The sequence below is a fragment of the Allobosea sp. 10L417 genome (assembly GCF_056395485.1).
Genome location: NZ_JBFTJP010000001.1, coordinates 1,033,403 through 1,051,706 on the forward strand (window position 1 = coordinate 1,033,403; position 18,304 = coordinate 1,051,706).

The 18,304-nt window shown below is 65.6% G+C and carries 20 protein-coding genes; 4 read left to right on the forward strand and 16 right to left on the reverse strand.

Annotated features, from left to right (window positions below; translation table 11 throughout):
* Nucleotides 1-27 precede the first annotated feature (27 nt).
* Genes AC1DE3_RS05250 through AC1DE3_RS05260 form a run of 3 tightly spaced genes read left to right on the forward strand, consistent with a single transcriptional unit; the run spans nucleotide 28 to nucleotide 1,693 of the window.
* Complete coding sequence (locus AC1DE3_RS05250; protein ID WP_476852133.1) at nucleotides 28-951, forward strand: LysR family transcriptional regulator; 924 nt, start codon at nucleotides 28-30, stop codon at nucleotides 949-951.
* Nucleotides 952-1,005: 54 nt separating this feature from the next.
* Nucleotides 1,006-1,392 (forward strand): SpoIIAA family protein, encoded by a 387-nt coding sequence (locus tag AC1DE3_RS05255; RefSeq protein ID WP_441510370.1) that lies wholly within the window; start codon nucleotides 1,006-1,008, stop codon nucleotides 1,390-1,392.
* A gap of 16 nt (nucleotides 1,393-1,408) precedes the next feature.
* Nucleotides 1,409-1,693: a DUF3175 domain-containing protein gene (locus AC1DE3_RS05260; RefSeq protein ID WP_441510371.1), complete on the forward strand. Its 285-nt coding sequence runs from the start codon at nucleotides 1,409-1,411 to the stop codon at nucleotides 1,691-1,693.
* Nucleotides 1,694-1,944: 251 nt separating this feature from the next.
* Here the strand turns inward: AC1DE3_RS05260 and AC1DE3_RS05265 are convergent, their stop codons facing one another.
* The 8 genes from AC1DE3_RS05265 to AC1DE3_RS05300 form a co-directional block, all read right to left on the reverse strand.
* Nucleotides 1,945-2,124: a hypothetical protein gene (locus AC1DE3_RS05265; protein ID WP_441510710.1), complete on the reverse strand. Its 180-nt coding sequence runs from the start codon at nucleotides 2,122-2,124 to the stop codon at nucleotides 1,945-1,947.
* Between the two features lie 107 nt (nucleotides 2,125-2,231).
* Complete coding sequence (gene phoB, locus AC1DE3_RS05270) at nucleotides 2,232-2,930, reverse strand: phosphate regulon transcriptional regulator PhoB (RefSeq protein WP_265050013.1); 699 nt, start codon at nucleotides 2,928-2,930, stop codon at nucleotides 2,232-2,234.
* 11 nt (nucleotides 2,931-2,941) lie between these two features.
* On the reverse strand, nucleotides 2,942-3,661 hold the full coding sequence (gene phoU / locus AC1DE3_RS05275) for a phosphate signaling complex protein PhoU (RefSeq protein ID WP_441510372.1): 720 nt from the start codon (nucleotides 3,659-3,661) through the stop codon (nucleotides 2,942-2,944).
* Nucleotides 3,662-3,868: 207 nt separating this feature from the next.
* Nucleotides 3,869-4,675 (reverse strand): phosphate ABC transporter ATP-binding protein PstB, encoded by an 807-nt coding sequence (gene pstB / locus AC1DE3_RS05280; RefSeq protein ID WP_441510373.1) that lies wholly within the window; start codon nucleotides 4,673-4,675, stop codon nucleotides 3,869-3,871.
* Nucleotides 4,676-4,714: 39 nt separating this feature from the next.
* Entirely contained in the window at nucleotides 4,715-5,599 is an 885-nt protein-coding gene (gene pstA / locus AC1DE3_RS05285; RefSeq protein WP_441510374.1) for a phosphate ABC transporter permease PstA, read from the reverse strand.
* A gap of 17 nt (nucleotides 5,600-5,616) precedes the next feature.
* Complete coding sequence (gene pstC, locus AC1DE3_RS05290) at nucleotides 5,617-6,591, reverse strand: phosphate ABC transporter permease subunit PstC (RefSeq protein WP_476780280.1); 975 nt, start codon at nucleotides 6,589-6,591, stop codon at nucleotides 5,617-5,619.
* A gap of 181 nt (nucleotides 6,592-6,772) precedes the next feature.
* Nucleotides 6,773-7,798, reverse strand: coding sequence for a phosphate ABC transporter substrate-binding protein PstS (gene pstS / locus AC1DE3_RS05295; RefSeq protein ID WP_476852134.1), 1,026 nt, complete (start codon nucleotides 7,796-7,798; stop codon nucleotides 6,773-6,775).
* Nucleotides 7,799-7,919: 121 nt separating this feature from the next.
* Nucleotides 7,920-8,966, reverse strand: coding sequence for an ATP-binding protein (locus AC1DE3_RS05300; protein WP_441510377.1), 1,047 nt, complete (start codon nucleotides 8,964-8,966; stop codon nucleotides 7,920-7,922).
* Nucleotides 8,967-9,082: 116 nt separating this feature from the next.
* Between AC1DE3_RS05300 and ppk2 the strand changes: the two genes are divergently transcribed.
* Nucleotides 9,083-10,024, forward strand: coding sequence for a polyphosphate kinase 2 (ppk2, locus tag AC1DE3_RS05305; protein ID WP_476852135.1), 942 nt, complete (start codon nucleotides 9,083-9,085; stop codon nucleotides 10,022-10,024).
* A 161-nt stretch (nucleotides 10,025-10,185) separates the two neighbouring features.
* Here the strand turns inward: ppk2 and AC1DE3_RS05310 are convergent, their stop codons facing one another.
* The 8 genes from AC1DE3_RS05310 to AC1DE3_RS05345 form a co-directional block, all read right to left on the reverse strand.
* Nucleotides 10,186-11,472 (reverse strand): TRAP transporter large permease, encoded by a 1,287-nt coding sequence (locus AC1DE3_RS05310; RefSeq protein ID WP_476852136.1) that lies wholly within the window; start codon nucleotides 11,470-11,472, stop codon nucleotides 10,186-10,188.
* Entirely contained in the window at nucleotides 11,469-11,981 is a 513-nt protein-coding gene (locus tag AC1DE3_RS05315; RefSeq protein WP_476852137.1) for a TRAP transporter small permease, read from the reverse strand. The genes AC1DE3_RS05310 and AC1DE3_RS05315 overlap by 4 nt, the downstream gene beginning before the upstream one ends.
* Nucleotides 11,982-12,192: 211 nt before the next feature.
* Nucleotides 12,193-13,185 carry a sialic acid TRAP transporter substrate-binding protein SiaP gene (locus tag AC1DE3_RS05320; RefSeq protein ID WP_476852138.1) on the reverse strand — a complete coding sequence of 331 codons (993 nt, stop codon included), beginning with the start codon at nucleotides 13,183-13,185 and terminating at the stop codon, nucleotides 12,193-12,195.
* Nucleotides 13,186-13,240: 55 nt separating this feature from the next.
* Nucleotides 13,241-13,918 (reverse strand): GntR family transcriptional regulator, encoded by a 678-nt coding sequence (locus AC1DE3_RS05325; RefSeq protein ID WP_476852139.1) that lies wholly within the window; start codon nucleotides 13,916-13,918, stop codon nucleotides 13,241-13,243.
* A gap of 23 nt (nucleotides 13,919-13,941) precedes the next feature.
* Nucleotides 13,942-14,838: a dihydrodipicolinate synthase family protein gene (locus AC1DE3_RS05330; protein WP_476852140.1), complete on the reverse strand. Its 897-nt coding sequence runs from the start codon at nucleotides 14,836-14,838 to the stop codon at nucleotides 13,942-13,944.
* A gap of 185 nt (nucleotides 14,839-15,023) precedes the next feature.
* On the reverse strand, nucleotides 15,024-15,842 hold the full coding sequence (locus AC1DE3_RS05335; protein ID WP_476780274.1) for a carbohydrate ABC transporter permease: 819 nt from the start codon (nucleotides 15,840-15,842) through the stop codon (nucleotides 15,024-15,026).
* Nucleotides 15,842-16,768, reverse strand: a complete 927-nt coding sequence (locus AC1DE3_RS05340) for a carbohydrate ABC transporter permease (protein ID WP_441510385.1) — start codon at nucleotides 16,766-16,768, stop codon at nucleotides 15,842-15,844. Before AC1DE3_RS05340 ends, AC1DE3_RS05335 begins: the two co-directional genes overlap by 1 nt.
* A gap of 103 nt (nucleotides 16,769-16,871) precedes the next feature.
* The gene (locus AC1DE3_RS05345) at nucleotides 16,872-18,209 is read right to left on the reverse strand and encodes an ABC transporter substrate-binding protein (RefSeq protein WP_476796651.1); all 1,338 of its coding nucleotides are present in this window, start codon (nucleotides 18,207-18,209) and stop codon (nucleotides 16,872-16,874) included.
* Nucleotides 18,210-18,304 lie beyond the last annotated feature (95 nt).

Consider the following 18,304-nt stretch of genomic DNA (forward strand, 5'->3'; position numbering starts at 1 on the left):
CAGAGATAGTCTAAAAAGGAATACCCCATGGCCGCCGGCCGGGCTCCGCCGTCATCGACCGCGCTGCGGGCCTTCACCACGGTTGCGCGCCTGGGATCGACCGCCCGTGCCGCGCTGGTCGTCAACCTGACCCAGAGTGCCGTCTCGAAGCAGATTCTGTCGCTGGAGCACCACCTCGGCACCGTGCTGTTCGACCGTAGCCCGCTCGGCCTCAAGCTCACCGAGGCCGGAGCGATTTATCTGCCCTATGCCGAAGCCGCGCTGGAGCAGATGGAGCGAGGCGCCAGGCGCCTCGCCGAGCGCAGCGCCATTGCCCGGCCGATCCGCCTGCACATGATCGCGATCGCCGGTGAGCGCTGGCTGATGGCCCGCTTTCCCGCCTTCGCGGCGGCGCATCCCGGTGTCGACGTCCAGTTCACCAACTATGTGAGCGAGAGCGAGACCGAGGAGCCGGATATCGAGATCTCTCACGGCGTCCCCCCCTGGCCCGACAGGGAGGCCCACTATCTTTTCGGCCGCGATGTCGCCCTCGTCGCCGCGCCCGGCCTCGTCGAGCGCATGGGGGGCTTTCGCCGCCCGGCCGACATTCAGAAGATGACGCTGCTGCAGCACTTCCAGATGCCAACCTTCTGGGCCGAGTTCACCGAAACCCACGACCTGCGCGGCGCGGTGCCTGAGCATACTGTGCGCTACGGCTACTATTCCGTCATCATCAGCGCCGCCGTCGCGGGGTTGGGGGTCGCGCTGACGCCGCGCTGTTACGTGGCGGACGAGTTGGCCTCGGGCGCGCTCGTCAACCCGCTCGGACTCGGCTTCACCAGCGCGACGGGCTGCTGGCTCATCCGCCCGTTGGGCCAGCCGCAACGCCCCGGCCTCGATGAATTCATCGGCTGGCTGCGCTCCGAAGCCGCGCGGTTCGATGCCGCCACCCGTGGATCCTCAGCCGCCTGATCATTGGGCGAAACTTCCGCTCTTGCCCCGCGTTGTCTGGAGCAAGGAGGAGTCATGTTAACGATCCTGCCCGCCCCCGACCATGTCGGCGCCTACCGCCTGTCGCAGACGCTGACCAGCGACGATCTCGATGGGATCATGGCCGATATCGACGCGAAGCTCGCACGACACGAGAAAGTCGGCATCCTCGCCGACCTCACCGATTTCACCGATATGACCTTGGCTGCCGCCTGGAAGGATGCGCGCTACAGCCTCGGCAAGCTGTGGGAGCTGCAACGCTTCCCGCGCGAGGCGGTGATCACCGACAGGGGCTGGCTTGCGGCCTTCGTCGACCTGCTCAATCCGGCGATCCCCTTCGTGACTGTTCGCACCTTCAAGCCGGAGGAGTACGAGACCGCATTGACCTGGGCCGGCGACATCGAGGGCGGACCAAACGCCTGACCGACAGGAGGACGCCATGCCCGTCCACAAGCACAGATGGTCGGCCGATATCACCAGCCGGAGCAACGCGCTCGATTTCGAGAAAGCCGTGTTCACGCGTGGCGATCCGCGTCAGATCGCGCGCTCGCTGAAGCGGTCGGCCGAGCACAGCCGCCGGCGCAAATCGGGCCCCTATCGCTCGGCGATGTCGATGCTCACCTTCTACATCAACCGCGCCGGCCGGAAACTGCCGGCCGAGCGCCGCAGAACTCTGGAAGCGGCCAAGCACAGCTTGCGCCGCCTCTTCCACCGAGAGGGCTGAAGCGCCTGCCGTCGCCCTTCAGGGGATCGACCTGAAGGCCGGTTCTCATCGCGCCCTGCCTCCCTTGCGCGCCGGATCATGCGAGAGGTGGCTGTCGCGTTCGCCGCCGCCACCCGAAACGCGAGCGTGCCGCCGGTTGTCATCGGCAAGCGGATGTCCGGCGGCTTCTTCGCGTTCTCATGCGATGAGCCGGGGCCGCCGTGCCGGATGCTCTGCGGCGCCTTGGTCGAGGTCGACGTTCGGCAACCTCCTCAACGATCCTGTTGCAGACCCTGATGGGTCGTGTTGATGCGTGTATTGCCCTGCTGGCCCTGCTGATCAGGCTGGCTTGGTCGGCGCTCGCCACCTCTGGCGCTGCGCAGATCGCGCTCGGCATGATCTGGCTCGCCCGGACCCTTGTCGCTTCGATTGGCCGGCGGGATGGGCGGCATCTTGCTCACGGCGACCTCCTCTGGCTCGCGTCGATCTTCAAGATCAACGCGAGCGGCCGGGCAAGGTTCACGGCAAGTTGCGATGAGGAGCAGAGCTGCAGCGCCGCTCAGCTGCGCGCAAAGGTTTCGTCGAAGGCGTAACCGGCGCCGCGGACTGTCCGCAGCGGATCCTTGGTATTGGCCGGCGTGATCGCCTTGCGCAGCCGGCCCACATGAACGTCGACGGTGCGCTCATCGATATAGACGTCGCGGCCCCAGACGGCGTCGAGAAGCTGGGCGCGCGAATAGACGCGGCCGGGCGCCTGCATCAAGAACTCGAGCAGCCGGAACTCGGTCGGGCCGAGATGCAGCTCGCTGCCGGCACGGCGGACGCGCCGGGTCGTGCGATCGAGTTCGAGGTCGCCGGCGGCGAGCAGCCCCGCGACATGGCCCGGCTTGGCGCGGCGCAGCAGCGCCTGTATGCGCGCGATCAGCTCCGGCAACGAAAAGGGCTTCACCACATAATCGTCCGCGCCAGTCGCGAGCCCGCGCACGCGTTCGGTCTCCTCGCCACGCGCCGTCAGCATGATGATCGGCACGCGTTCGGTGTCGCGCCGCGAGCGCAAGCGGCGGCAGAGTTCGATGCCAGAAAGGCCCGGCAGCATCCAGTCGAGCAGCACGAGATCAGGCGTGTGGTCGCGCAGATGCAGTTCGGCGTCATCCCCGCGCGCGACGCTGTCGACCTCGAAGCCCTCGGCCTCGAGATTGTAGCGCAGCAGCAGGGTTAGCGGCTCCTCGTCCTCGACGATCAGGATGCGTGCGGCCATGATGATCTGCTTCAGTTCCCGGTGATCGCCTCGACCTCGATATTGGTCGTGTCGAGCTTCGGCCGGTTCACGTCGAGCGAGTCGCCGGTGATGAGATAGTGGATCGTCTCGGCAATGTTGGTGGTGTGGTCGCCGATGCGCTCGATGTTCTTCGCGCAGAACAGGAGATGCGTGCAGAAGGTGATGTTGCGCGGATCCTCCATCATATAGGTCAGGAGCTCGCGGAACAGCGAGGTGTAGAGCGCATCGATCTCGTCGTCGCGGCGCCAGACGTCGAGCGCCTTCTGCTCGTTGCCGGCGGCGTAGGCGTCGAGAACGTCCTTGAGCTGCGCCTGCACCAGGCGGCTGATGTGCTCGAGCCCGACCACGGCGCGGTGCGGCGGCTGGAACTGGCCGGCGATGGCGACGGCGCGCTTGGCGATGTTCTTGGCGAGATCGCCGACGCGCTCGATGTCGGCGGCGATGCGGATCGCCGAAATCAGCTCGCGCAGGTCGTTGGCGAGCGGCTGGCGCCGGGCGATGGTCAGTACCGCCTTTTCCTCGACGTCCCGCTGGAGGTTGTCGAGGCGCTGGTCGGCCGTGATGATCTTCTGGGCAAGGCCGGTGTCGCGGCGCACCAGCGCCACGGTCGAATCGCCCAGCATGCGCTCGGCCATGCCGCCCATTTCGGCGAGGCTGCGGCGGATGCCTTCGAGATCGGTATCGTAGGAGCGGACGATGTGGTCGGTCATGGGCGGCGTGTCCTCTAGATCATTAGCGCCGATGCAGCGTCGTCGTTTTCAGGTCGGCATGCTCAACCCTCAGCCCTCATCCTGAGGAGCAAGCGAAGCTTGCGTCTCGAAGGATGCTCCGGTTGGTTCCGGAGCCTCCTGGACCATCCTTCGAGACGCCGCTCGCGCGGCTCCTCAGGATGAGGGCTGCTGGTTTGAAACCGGTCTTCAGCCGAACCGGCCGGTGACGTAGTCCTGCGTCTGCTTCTTGGCAGGGTTCATGAAGATGGTATTGGTCGGCGCGAATTCGACGACCTCGCCCAGATACATGAAGGCGGTATACTGCGAGATGCGGGCCGCCTGCTGCATGTTGTGCGTGACGATGGCGATGGTGAAGTCGCTCTTCAGCTGCTCCAGCAGATCCTCGATCTTGCCGGTCGAGATCGGGTCGAGCGCCGAGGTCGGCTCGTCGAACAGGATCACTTCAGGCTTCTGGGCGATGGTTCGCGCGATGCACAGGCGCTGCTGCTGGCCGCCGGAGAGACCCATGCCGGAGCTCTTCAGCTTGTCCTTGACCTCGTCCCAGAGCGCGGCACGGCGCAGCGCGCCCTCGACGCGGTCGTCGAGCTCGGACTTCGGCGGCTTCTCGTAGAGGCGGATACCGAAGGCGACGTTGTCGTAGATCGACATCGGGAAGGGCGTCGGCTTCTGGAACACCATGCCGACGCGCGAGCGCAGCTCGTTCACATCGACATCGTTCGAGATGATGTTGCGCCCGTCGAGCATGATCTCGCCGGTGGCCTTCTGCTCCGGATAGAGCGAGTAGATCCGGTTGAAGATGCGCAGCAGGGTCGACTTGCCGCAGCCCGACGGGCCGATCAGCGCGGTGACGTGCCGGTCGCGGAAATCGAGATTGATGTTCTTCAGCGCCTTGTGCTCGCCGTAGTAGAAATCGAGGTTCTTCACCGCGATCCGGACGGGCGCCTCGGCATCGAGCGTCTGCGGGGAGAGTTCAAGGGTCGAAAGCATCGACATGGTCCTCAAGGTCGGACGCGACCGGGTTGGATTCAAGTCTTATTTGCCGCCGGCGACAAAGCGGCGGGCAATGATCGAGAGCAGCAGGATCGAGACCGTGATGATCAGCGATCCCGCCCAGGCCAGTTGCTGCCAGTTCTCATAGGGAGCGGAGGCGAACTGGTAGATGGTGACGGGCAGGTTCGAGACGCCGCCGACCAGGGTCGGCGAGAACCAGAAATTGTTGTTCAGCGCGGTGAAGATCAGCGGCGCGGTCTCGCCGGCGATACGGGCGAGAGCCAGCAGGATACCGGTCACCATCCCGGCCTTGGCGGCGCGCCAGGTCACCGAGGTGATGACGACCGACGGCGGGGCGCCGAGGGCCGAGCCGGCTTCGCGCAGCGGGCCGGGCACGAGGTTCAGCATGTCCTCGGTGGTGCGCACGATGACCGGGATCGCGATGATGCCGAGCGCGACGCCGCCGGCCCAGCCGGAATAGCCGCGGAAGGGCTCGACCAGGATCACGTAGACGAACAGACCGATCAGGATCGACGGTGCCGACAGCAGGATGTCGTTGATGAAGCGGATCAGGTTCGCGAGCTTCGAGCCCTTGCCGTATTCGGCAAGCCAGGTGCCGGCGAGCACGCCGACCGGGGTCGCGACCGCGATCCCGAGAAAGGTCAGCACCACCGAGCCGACGATGGCGTTGGCGAGGCCGCCGCCCTGCGAGCCGGGGCCCGGCGTAACTTCGGTGAAGGTCGCGAGCGAGAGCCCGCCGATGCCCTTCACCAGCAGCATGCCGAGAATCCAGAACAGCACGAAGATGGCGCAGAAGGTGAAGCCCGTGGCGATGATCTTCATCAGCCGGTCGGCTGTGCGGCGGGACTGGCGCACGCGCCCCCAGGGGGTGTGGGGCAGTTCGCGCGGCGTGGAGGCGGTCGTCATGCTCATCTCTCAGGACCTCAGTAGCGCTTCACCCGGGCGACCAGGAGCCGCGCGATGACGAGGACGACGAAGGTGACGAAGAACAGGATGCAGCCCAGCGCGATCAGCGAGTTGAGCTGCAGGCCCATCGCCTCGTTGAACTCGTTGGCGATGCGCGAGGCGATGGTCGAGCCGGGATCGAGGATCGAGGCCGACAGGCGGTTGGCGTTGCCGACGACGAAGGTGACGGCCATCGTCTCGCCGAGGGCGCGGCCGAGGCCGAGCATGATCGCGCCGATGATCGAGACGCCGGCCTGCGGCACCAGCACATGGCGCACGACCTCCCAGGTCGTGGCGCCGATGCCATAGGCGCTCTCGCGCAGCACGGAGGGGATCTGCTCCAGCATGTCGCGGGTGATCGAGGCGATGAAGGGCACGATCATGAAGGCCAGGATGATGCCGGCCGTGAAGATGCCGAGGCCCGAGGGGGAGCGGGAGTAGAGGACGGTGCCGACGATCGGAATGCCCTCGACGAGGTTCGAGAGCGGGATCTGCACATAGGCTGCGAAGAGCGGCACGAAGACGAACAGGCCCCACATGCCGTAGATGATCGAGGGCACGGCAGCGAGCAGCTCGATCGCGGTGGCGACCGGCTTCTTGAACCAGCCCGGCGCGAGCTGGGTCAGGTAGACCGCGATGCCGAGCGAGAGCGGCACGCCGATGACGAGGGCGATCAGCGCGGTCGAAAGCGTGCCGACGATCGCCGGCCAGGCGCCGTACTGCTCGTTCTGCGTATCCCAGACGCTGGAGGTGATGAAGCCGAGGCCGAACTCGCGGAAGGCCGGCCAGCCGCCGATGATCATCGAGATCATGATACCGGCGAGCAGCACCAGCACGAGCAGCGCCGCGGCGAAGCTCGCATTGCGGAAGAAGAGGTCGAACCCCGCCTTCGGCGCCTTGCGGACGACCGGCCTCGCGCCGGGAACGTTCGTCATATCGGTTGCTGCGGTCATCCGCGGGGGCTCCGGTCTCGTTGCCGGGATTGCCATGGCCGGTCGCCCGTCCCGATCAATCCCAGCCCTCATCCTGAGGAGCATCCTGCGGGAGAGCCAGCTGGGGCCGCCCCTCAGGATGAGGGCTTGAAGAGAGCGGCAAGGCGGGACTGGCCCGCCTCGCCTTGTCAGTTGGCAGCGATCAGAAGATCGGCTTGCCGGCGGTGTCGGTCACGCCCTTCCAGGCGCTGCGGACCTGATCCTTCACATTCGACGGCAGGGCGACGTAGTCGAGCTCGCTCGCCAGCTTGTCGCCGTTCTTGTAGGCCCAGTCGAAGAACTTCATCGCGGCCTGTACCTCTTCCGGCTTCTCCGGCTTGGCATGGACCAGGATGAACGTCGCCGAAGTGATCGGCCAGGCATCCGCGCCCTTCTGGTTGTTGAGCGAGATGCCGAAGCCCGGCTGCTCCTGCCAGTTGGCGTTGGCGGCGGCAGCCTGGAAGGCCTTCTCCTCGGGAGCCGGGAAGTTGCCGTCGGCGTTCTTCACCAGGGCGTGGGCAAGCTTGTTCTGCTTGGCATAGGCGTATTCGACATAGCCGATCGAGTTGGCGACCTGCTTGACCGAGGCGGAGACGCCCTCATTGCCCTTGCCGCCGATACCGACCGGCCACTGGACCGACTGGTTGGCGCCGATCTTGGCTTTCCAGTCAGCCGAAACCTTGGAGAGGTAGTCGGTGAAGACGAAGGTCGTGCCCGAGCCGTCCGAACGGTAGACCGGGTTGATGTTGGCATCCGGCAGGGTGACGCCGGCGTTGAGCGCGACGATCGTCGGGTCGTTCCACTTCTTGATGTCGCCCAGATAGATCTGCGCAATGATCTCGCCCGAGAGCTTGAGCTTGCCCGGCTCGACGCCGGCGATGTTCACGGCCGGCACGACGCCGCCCATCACGGTCGGGAACTGGATCAGGCCGTCCTTGGTCAGGTCCTCGCCCTTGAGCGGGGCGTCGGTCGCGCCGAAAGCGACGGTCTTGGCCTTGATCTGGCGGATACCGCCGCCCGAGCCGATCGACTGGTAGTTGAGGCCCGTGCCGGTGTCCTTCTTGTAGGCCTCGGCCCACTTCGAATAGATCGGGAAGGGGAAGGTCGCGCCGGCGCCGGTGATGTCGGCAGCCTGGGCGGAACCGGCAATCCCGGCGGCCACGGCCGCCAGAACGAGAATCTTGCGCATGGAGATGTCCTCTCTAGGTCGCTGTTTACAGCGCCCCTGTCAGAACACTTCCTATATGACGGCCGGATGACATGACGTCATGAAAACTGTCACAAAGCGTTGAGGCGGCGTTTCAGCCGCCTCAACGCCGGGCCTCGAAGCGCGGCAGGATCGCCTTGAAGGTCGCCCCCTCGCCCGGCTTGCTTTCGATCGTCAGCCTGCCGCGATGACGCAGGACGATGTGCTTGACGATCGCCAGCCCCAGGCCCGTGCCGCCCGCTTCCCGGCTCGCGGCGGTGTCGACGCGGTAGAAGCGCTCCGTCAGGCGCGGCAGATGCTCCGGCGCAATCCCCGGCCCGTCGTCACGAACATAGAAGCCGGCTTCGTCCTCGCCGGCCTCGACGGCAATCTTCACCTCGCCGCCCTGCTTGCCATATTTGATGGCGTTCTCGACGAGGTTCTCCATCAGCCGCAGCAATTCGTCGCGGTCGCCGGGGACCAGCAGCGGCTCGCGCGGCGTGGTGAGCGTCAGCGTGACCTCGCGCTCGCGCCCCATCAATGTCAGCGAGTCGACGATTTCGCGCGCGATCCCAGCGAGATCGACCGGTGTGTCCGGCGCCACATGCGCGCGCTGCTCGATGCGCGAGAGCGAGAGGAGATCGTCGACGAGGCGCGCCATGCGCAGCCCCTGCTCGCGCATGATGCCGAGAAAGCGCTCGCGCGCCCGCTCGTCGTTGCGCGCCGGCCCCTGCAGCGTCTCGACGAAGCCGAGCAGAGAAGCGAGCGGCGTGCGCAGCTCATGGCTGGCATTGGCGACGAAATCGACGCGCATGCGCTCGATCACCCTCTGCTCGCTGAGGTCCTGGAAAGTGAGCAGCGTCGGCCGGCGCCGCCCGCCGCCCAGCGCCGCGACATGGATGCGGAAGGCGCGCTCGAACGGCACACGTTCGACCAGCTCGACGGTGTCGCGTCCGCCCTTATGCGCAACTTGCTCGATCGCATCGTTGAGATCGGGGTCGCGCAGCACCAGCGCCAGGAACTTTCCGACCTCGAGCCCCGGAACGAGCGCGTGCATCGCAGGGCTGAGGGCCTGGGCGATGCCCTGTTCGTCAAGCAGTACGACGGGGGCGCCGAGCGCCTCGATCATGGACCGCATCGTCGCGGGAGAGGTAGTGGCAATGTCGACCATGGAGCGCTCGGAGCCGGCCGGTTCCGCCGGCCAACCCTTCCTGAGCGGAACGAGAAGAGGCGTCAATTCCCTTCCACGCATCAGCCGGCTACGCTTCGCCTGAAGGGGAGGCCGCGATGGCAAAGAAATTCTCAGGTTCAAACCCCAACGGGTCGATCGCGCCGCCTGCCGGCAAGAACGGCAAACCGGCGAAGGCCGCCTCCAAACCCGGGGGCTTCGACATCGAGGCCGACACGCTGCCGGAAGCCATCATCGACGCCGCCTATCACAGCGGGGACTACCCATACGGCAAGCGCATGAAGCGCAAGCGCTACAATCGTGAGCTCGAGCCGCTTCAGATCGAGCTGCAGAAGCTGACGCGCTGGGCCTCCAGGCAGGGCGAGCGCATCGTCATCGTTTTCGAGGGCCGCGACGGCGCCGGCAAGGGCGGCACGATCGGCCGCTTCACCCAGCATCTCAATCCACGCCAGGCGCGCACCGTCGCGCTGCCGAAGCCCTCCGACACCGAGAAGGGCCAGTGGTATTTCCAGCGCTATGCCAGCGAGATGCCGACATCCGGCGAGCTCGTCTTCTTCGACCGCTCCTGGTACAACCGGGCCGGTGTCGAGCATGTCATGGGCTTCTGCAAACCCGCGGAAACCGAGAGCTTTCTGCACGAGGCCCCCGTCTTCGAGGGCATGCTGGCGCGGGACGGCATCCGCCTCATCAAGCTCTTCCTGACCATCGGCCGCGAGATGCAGATGACGCGGCTGCATGCGCGCTGGCACGATCCGCTCAAGCGCTGGAAGCTTTCGCCGATCGACTTCGAGGCCATCCCGCGCTTCGACGACTATTCCCGTGCCTTCGACGAGATGCTCGGCCGGACCTCGACCGACGCTGCGCCCTGGCATGTCGTGCGCAGCAACGACAAGCTGCGCGCAAGGCTCAACGCCATCCGCTATGTGCTGAAGGCGATCCCCTATGCGGATAAGGACGAAGCCGCGATCGGCAAGCTGGACGAGGAGATCGTCATCCCCGTCGCGCGTTATCTCGACCATGGCGGCGAGCCGGAGAGCTGAAGGCTTCCGAGCTCTTCCTCTCAGCCCTCATCCCGAGGCGCGCTTCGCAGGGCGTGTCTCGAAGGATGCTTCGCGAGGCTCCCGATCCATCTGGACCAGCCTTCGAGACGGCCCTTCGGGCCCCCTCGTGACGAGGGACGACGGAACGATCGCGACTTCCCTCACGGCCCCATCATGTGGTTCGGCAGCCAGGTCGTCAGCGGCGGCCACAGCGTGATCGCGGCGAGCACGACCAGCAGCGGCACCAGCCAGGGCAGGATCGCCTTCGACATCGTCTCGAACGAGACGTTGGCGATGCGCGTCACCACGAAGAGCACCACGCCGATCGGCGGATGAATCGTGCCCAGGATCAGGTTCAGGATCATGATGATGCCGAACTGCACCGGATCGATGCCGAAGCTGTTCGCCGCCGGCACCAGGATCGGGATCAGGATCAGCATCGCAGCCAGCGCCTCCATGAAGCAACCGACGACGAGCAGGATGAGATTGCAGACGAGCAGGAAGACGAGCGGGTGCCGGATCGTCTCGACGATCATCGGCGTCAGCGTCTGCGGCACGCGCGAGATCGACATGCACCAGCCCAGCGCGCCGGCCGCCATCACCAGCACGGCGACGAGCCCCATGGTCTCGACCGTGTCGATCAGGATCGGCCAGAGCTGCTTCACCTCCAACGTGCGGTAGACGAAGAATCCGAGGAAGAGCGCATAGAGACAGGCGACCGCGGCCGCCTCCGTCGGCGTGAAGATGCCGGAGAACATGCCGCCCAGGATCAGCGGCGGCGTCATCAGCGCGAAGAAGCCGCTGACGAAGGTTCGGCCGATCTCGCGGAAGCCCGCGAACTTCTCCTTCCGGAAGCCCTGCCGCCCGGCGATCATCGCGACCATCACCATCAGCGACAGCCCCATCAGCACGCCGGGAACGACGCCGCCGATGAAGAGGCGCCCGATCGAGACATCGGCCGTCACGCCATAGATCACCATCGGCAGCGAGGGAGGGATGATCGGGCCGATCGTCGCGGCGGCGGCCGTGATCGCCGCCGCCGTCTCCGGCCGATAGCCGGCCTTGCGCATCGCCCGGATCTCGATCGCGCCCGAGCCCGCCGCATCGGCCACCGCCGAGCCGACCATGCCGGCGAAGATCATGCTGGTCAGGATCGAGGCATGGGCATAGCCGCCGCGCAGCCAGCCGATCACCGAGGTCGCGAAGGCGACGATACGGTCGGTGATGCGCGCCGCGGCGAGGATGTTGCCCATCAGGATGAAGAGCGGCGCCGCCACGATCGGGAAGGAATTCATCGCCTGCGCCATCTTCTGCGGCACGATCGAGGCCGAGAGATCGCCGATCAGCACGAAGGCGAAGGCGGCGAGCCCCATCGAGGCGAAGAGCGGAAAGCCGGCGAGGATCGAGAGCAGCCAGACGGCCGTGATCTTGAAGATCAGCGCGCTCATTCCGCCGGCTCCTGCAGCGTTGCCGCCACCGGCTCGTAAGGCGAGATCCGCCAATTCAGCAGGCTGCCGACGAATTCGCTGAACCCCTGCAGCGCCGTCACGATCCCGGCCAGCACCATCGGCGCGTAGAGCAGCCCCATCGACAGCGGCACGGTCGTCGCCTCTAGATCGTGGTTGGCCTCGACCAGATGCACGCCGTACCAGGCGATCAGCAGGCCGAAGACGATCATGGCGAGTTGCATGATCGCCTCGGCCGAGCGCCATCCGCGCGCGGGCAGCATGTCGTGGAAGAAGCGGATGCGGATATGCGCGCGGCGCCGGCTGGCCAGAATCCACCCGGTCACCGCGACCCAAAGCATCAGGAAGCGCGAGACCTCGTCGGTCCAGATCAGCGGCTCGCCGAGCGCCCGCGTGACGATGCCGAGCGTCACCGCGATCAGCAGTGCGACGAGGAGGATCGCAGCGATCACCTCCATCGCCCGGTCGAATACCCTGGGCAAGATCGTCATGCGGATGCTTTCGCTATCTTGGACCTGACATCGCAACCGTCATTCCGGGGCAGGCCGAAGGCCTGAGCCCGGAACCCATGAACACAATGATCGCCGGATGAAGCGGACGAATGCCGCGCTCAACCGATCGAAACCGGTGTTCATGGTTGCCGGGCTCGCTGCTACGCTGCGCCCCGGAATGACAGCGTGGGAATGCAGGGAACAGACACCCTCACAGCCCCTGGATTCGATCCCAGAGGCCCTTGCCCCATTTGCTCTCGAATTTTGCCGGCACGCTCGCCAGGACCGGCTTGCGGAAGGCCTCGTTGTCGGGCTTCGTCACCGTCATGCCGCCCTTGGCCATGCTGTCGGCCAGGCCCTTTTCCTGCTCCAGGATCTCGTTGTCCTGCCAGATTGCGGCCTTGTCGACGGCTGCCACGACGATGTCGCGATCGGCTTGCGGGATCTTCTGCCAGGCGCCCTCGTTCACGATCACCAGCCGCGGCGTGATGATATGCGCGGTCAGCACAAGGTATTTCTGCACCTCCGCCAGCTTGGCCGAGGCGATGGTCGGCAGCGGGTTTTCCTGACCGTCGACCGCCCCTTGGGAGAGCGCGAGATAAAGCTCGGAGAAATTCAGCGGCGTCGGCCGCGCGCCCCAGGCTTCCGCCATGGCGCGGAAGGTGTCGACCTCCGGCACGCGCAGCTTGAAGCCCTTCATGTCCTCGACCGAGTTGATCGGCTTCTTGCCGCTGGTGAGATGGCGGACGCCGTAATAGTTGACACCGATCATCCGCATGCCGCGCTTCTCGATCAGCGCCTTGTTGAGCTCGTCGATCAGCGGCGATTTCAGCACCCGCGTCATATGCGCCGCATCTTTCCAGATATAGGGCGCCTCGATGATCGAGAGCTGCGGCACGAACTGGCCGAGCTGCGCTGCGCCTTCCGTCACCATGGTCAGGGCACCGCTCGCAACGGATTCGACCATGTCACGGGAGGAGCCGAGCTGCCCGTTCGGGAAGGACTGGACGTCGACGCGTCCGCCGGTCTTCTCCTTGATTTCGGCCGCCGCCTTAACCGCGCTCTGCGGCGAGGGATGGCTCGCGGGCTGGCCGTCGGCCCAACGCAGCACCAGCGCCTGCGCTCTCAGGATGTTGGGCGCCGCGATCGCAGCCGTCCCCGCCGCCGCAGCGGCCATGAATTCGCGCCTCGTCTGCTTCTTCATCGCCTGTTCCCTCCGGGAAGCGGCCGGTTCTTCCGGCTCGTGATGATTGGTGGTGTCAGTACTGCATGGCCCTCGCGCGGGCGTTGCCGATATGGATGCTCATTTCGTCCGCGGCGCGTTCCGGGTCGCGGCTCTCGATCGCAGCGATGATCTTGAGATGGTCCTGCATCACCGGCACGAGGATGTGGTTCTCGATGCGCGTCTCGTATTGCCGGATCAGCCTGATCTTCAGCCAGGTTACGCGGAAGGCCTGACTGACGATGTCGTTGTCGAGATGGTCGATGATGGCTTCGTGCATCAGCCGGTCGACGTCCTCGGCGTCCTCGATCAGGCGCTCGTCGCCGCCGGCCTCGGCCCGGGCGATGATCGCCTCGTGGCGGGCGCGCTGCTCGGCGATCTCCGCGTCCGTCGCGTTCTGCGTATAGAGCGCCGTCGCCTCCTTCTCCAGGAAGAGCCGGAACTGGAAGGCATTGCGGATCAGGTTGAGATCGACATGGGCGACCTGCATGCCGCGCTGCGGCACGGTCTTGATCAGGCCCTCCGCCTCCAGCCGCGGCACGAGCTCGCGGATGGCGCCGAGCGGAAAGCCCGTCATCGCGACGAGCTCGCGCTGGGTCACGAACTGGCCGGGCTTGATCTCGCGCGCCAGCAATCGCTCGGTGAAGGAGGCATAGGCGCGCTCCCTCAGCTTTAGCGGTTCGCCCTCGCGCGGTTCATGCTCCGGCTCGCTCACGATCCCTCCTTCCGGCATCCCCGTCAGGCAGCCTTTGCCTGCTTGATCGAATCGAAGGCCGCAAAGAGCCGCTTGCGGGTCGCTTCGTCCAGCGCTTCCAGCGGCGGACGCATCGCGCCATAGCCCGGATCGCCATGGATATGGCCGGTGAGCGCCTTCACCGCCGCCAGCACCGGATAGGAGCAGATCTCGTCGACCAGCGCATTCACCACCGGACTGTCCTTGCCCTCATAGACCATCGGGCGGAGCAGCTCCGGCACCAGATTGGCGACGCCGCAGATCGAACCCTCAGCGCCGTTGCGCACCGCCTTGGCGAGCTGGCGCTCGTCTCCGACCAGGATGGCGAGTTCGCCATGCGCCTTCAGCAGCGCTTCGGTGTTGGCATAGCTGCCGGACGAATCCTTCACGCCGATGACGAGGCCGGGGAACGCCGTCTTCAGCCGCTGCACCAGCCCGACGCTGATATCGACGGCCGTCACCGACGGGATATGATAGAGCACGACATTGCGCGCCGAAGGCCCCAGCTTCTCGAAGAACTGCGAGAACCAGACATAGAGCCCGTCATCGCTGACGCCCTTGAAGTAGAAGGGCGGCGCGACGAGCAGGCCCTTTGCTCCGGCATCGAGCGCCAGCTGCGCCTGCTCGACCGCCTCATGCAGCGAGGCAGCCGCGATGCCGGCATAGATCTGCTTGGCAGGATCGATCCCCGCCCCGATCAGCGCGCCCATCATTGCCGTCCGTGCCGGCAGCCCGAGCGCCGCCCCCTCGCCTGTCGTGCCGAACAGCGTGACCGAGTCGCAGCCTGCAGCCAGAACGTGACGGGCGTGATGGGTGAGGCGCGGCAGGTCGACGCTGCCGCCCTCCCGCATCGGGGTCGTGATCGCGCAGGAAAGGCCGAAGCGGGTCTTGTCGGTGGCCATGTGAGGGAGCTTTCAGGGCTGAACGTTGACTGACATGTTAGTATGAAGACAGAAGCGCCCGCAAGCGCCCCGCATTGGTTTTGCTGGAGCATCGGACCGAAAAGTGGAATCCACTTTCCGGAGAGGCTCGATGCTCAAACAATGAGCTCGGTCGCCATTTCGCGTCCGATATGACGCGCGGCGATCTAGCCGTCCTTGAGGCCTCCGGCCGAGAGCCCGGCGACGATCTGGCGCTGTGCGATCACGGTGACCAGCAGCACCGGCAGCGTCACCAGCAGCGCCGCCGCCGCCAGCGGTCCCCAGGAGATCTGCTCGAAGGTCAGCGAGTTGTAGACGGCCGAGGGCAGCGTCCGGCTCGCCTTGCCACCGAGCACGACCGAGAAGATGAAATTGTTCCAGGAGAAGATGAAGGCGAGGATGCCGCCGACGACGATACCCGGCTTCGCCAGCGGCAGTGCGACATGGCGGAAGGCCTGCCACGTCGTGGCGCCGTCGATGCGCGAGGCATCCTCCAGCTCCATCGGCACGTTCTCGAAATACCCGATCATGATCCAGACGATGATCGGGATGGTGATCACGAGATGGGTGATGACCAGCGCAGTGATGGAGCCCACCAATCCTGTGATCTGAAACAGCAGGAAGAGCGGGATGAGATAGGACAGCGCCGGCGTCATACGCGCGACCAGGATCAGGATCGCAAATTTATGCGCCTTGCCCCGCGCGATGCCGTAGCCGGCGGGCACGCCGACGAGGAGCCCGAGCAGAACCGCCCCGCCTGTCACCAGGATCGAGTTCCAGAGATAGAGCCCGAAATTGTTCTGCGCGAAGACGTCGACATAGTTCTTCAGCGTCGGCGGGTTCGGGATGAAGATCGGCGGGAAGGCAGTGTTGTCGAGCTCGTTCTTCAGCGACAGCGAGATCATCCAGAGGAAGACCAGAACAGCCGGCGAGACCAGCACGAAGACCGAGGCCCAGAAGCCGAACTTTTTGGCGAAGCGGTTCATCACGCGTTCCACTTCGACTTCTGCCGTGCATAGAGCAGCAGCAGCGAAAGCATGATGATGATGATGAAGAAGATCACCACGACGGCCGAGGCGTAGCCGATCTTGTAGAACTGGAAGGCCTGCAGATAGAGGAAGATGTTCAGCGTTTCCGACGCCGTGCCGGGCCCGCCCTGCGTGATCACGAAGATGGTGTCGAAGGCCTTCAGCGCGTCGATGGTGCGGATCACGATCGCCACCATGATGAAGGGCCAGACCAGCGGCAGCGTGATGTGGCGGAACATGTGCCAGTCATTGGCGCCGTCGATCAGCGCGGATTCATAAGGCTCGCGCGGCAGCCCGGCGAGGCCGCCGAGCACGATCAGCATCACCAGCGGCGTCCAGTGCCAGACCTCGACCATGACCAGCGTCGGGATCACCGTCGCCGGATCGTAGACCCAGCCCGAGGGGCCGATGCCGACGAGCGAGAGCAGGTAATTGAGCACGCCGAGCTGCGGATGGAACATCATCGTCCAGACCAGCGCGACCGCCACCGGCGTCGCCATCATCGGCATGACGAAGATGGTGCGCAGCAGCCCGCGGAACGGGAATTCGCGGTGGAAGACCAGCGCCGCCGCGGTGCCGAACACGATCGGCAGCACCACCGCCAGCACCGTGAAGTAGAGGGTATGTCCCATCGACTCGATGAAGCGCGCATCTTTCGCCAGCTCGGCGAAGTTGCCCAAGCCGACGAACTCGACCCCGCCGCCGATCTTCCAGTCCTGGCCGGACATGAAGAGCGTGAACAGCCAGGGGAAGACGATGACAGCCGCAATCACCAGCACCGCCGGCAGCGAGAACAGCCAATAGCGCGGCGTGAAATCGTGAGATTCCGCGGCGGCGGGCGGCGCGGCACTGGCGAGACTTGCTGGCAGGGACGTGCTGGTCATGCGTCTGAAACCGTCATGCTCGGGCTCGACCCGAGCATCTCTTCGAGAGTGCGCATTTGTCACGAGATGGCCGGGTCAAGCCCGGCCATGACGCTTGTCTTCCTCAGGCCTGCTCGCTCTTGGCGAGCACCGGCGCGAAGGTCTCGGTCGCCTTCTTGAGCTCGGCCGCAACATCCGCCCCGCCGATCGCATTGGTCAGCGCCACGCCGAAGACGTCGCGGAACTCCGTCACCGGCACGATCTGCGGCAGACCGGCCCGCGCGATCTTGGCCGAGGCCAGCAGGCATTCGAAATACTGCTTGCCGAATTTCGACTGCTGGATCGTCTCGGTGTCGAGATAGGCCGAGGAGCGACCGGGCGCACCGGCGCCGGCCTTGAGCATGGCGATCTGGTTCTTCTTGTTGGTCATGTACTGGAGGTAGAGCCAGGCCGCCTCCTTCTTGGAGGAGCCGCGCGAGATGCCCATGCCGTCGGCGAACATGCCGGCATAATGCGCCTTCGGCCCCGGCGGCGTCACGCCATAGCCGACCTTGCCGACGATGCGGGATTTCGACGGATCCTCCAGCGGCGTGGCGAACCCGATGCCGTCGAGCCACATCGCGGCGCGGCCCTGCATGAAGGTGGTCTGGCACTCGTTCCAGTTGAAGCCGACCTGCCCGACCGGGCCGGTCTCCTTGTTGAGCTTCTTGTAGAGCTCGGCCGCCCAGATCGCCTCGGGCGTGTCGGTGAGCAGCTTGCCCTCCGGCGAGACCGTCTCCATGCCCTGACCGAGCATCAGCGAGGTCCAGACCGGGATGTTGGCGTTCTTCAGGCCGCGCGAGACGAAGCCGGCAACGCCCTTCGCCGGGTCATGCAGCTTCTGCGCCGCCGTGAACATCTCGTCCATCGTCTTCGGATAGGCGACGCTCTTCGCGTCGAAGAGCTCCTTGTTGTAGTAGATCATCCAGTAGTCGACGAAGAACGGGAGCGTATCGAGCGCCCCGTCCGCCTGCCGCGCATAGGCGACCGGGCCGGCGCCGAAATCGGCAAAGTCGAAATCCGGCGCGGTCAGCGCGGCGTTCTTGATGTAGGGCTCGAGGTTCTCGAACCACTTGCCCTTGGCCGCCATCCGCTTCTGGACGTGCAGCGAGATGCCGCTGACGTCGAAGCTCGGCTTGCCCGAGGCGAATTCGATCACCGCCTTCTGGCGCTGCTGCTGCTCCGGCACCTGCTCGGACGAGACCTTGATGCCGGTGAGCTCGGTGAACTCCTTCTCCGCCGCCTGCATCAGCTCGGAGCGCGGGTTCTTGACCAGCAGCACGTCGATCGACTGTCCCGAGAACTTCTTCCAGTCGAACGCTCCTTGCGCCTGCGCCTTCCGCAGCACGAGCGGCGAGGCGAGCGCGGCAGCGGCACCGCTCAGAAGGACGCGTCGGGTCGGCTTGAGAATGCTGTCGGTCATCGGCGTCCTCCCACGGACTATAAATGCCGCCCTTTGCGGGCTTGCCTTCGCGCGGGATGTCCTGAAGCGGCGCTTCCGCCACCCGCGATCCGGCT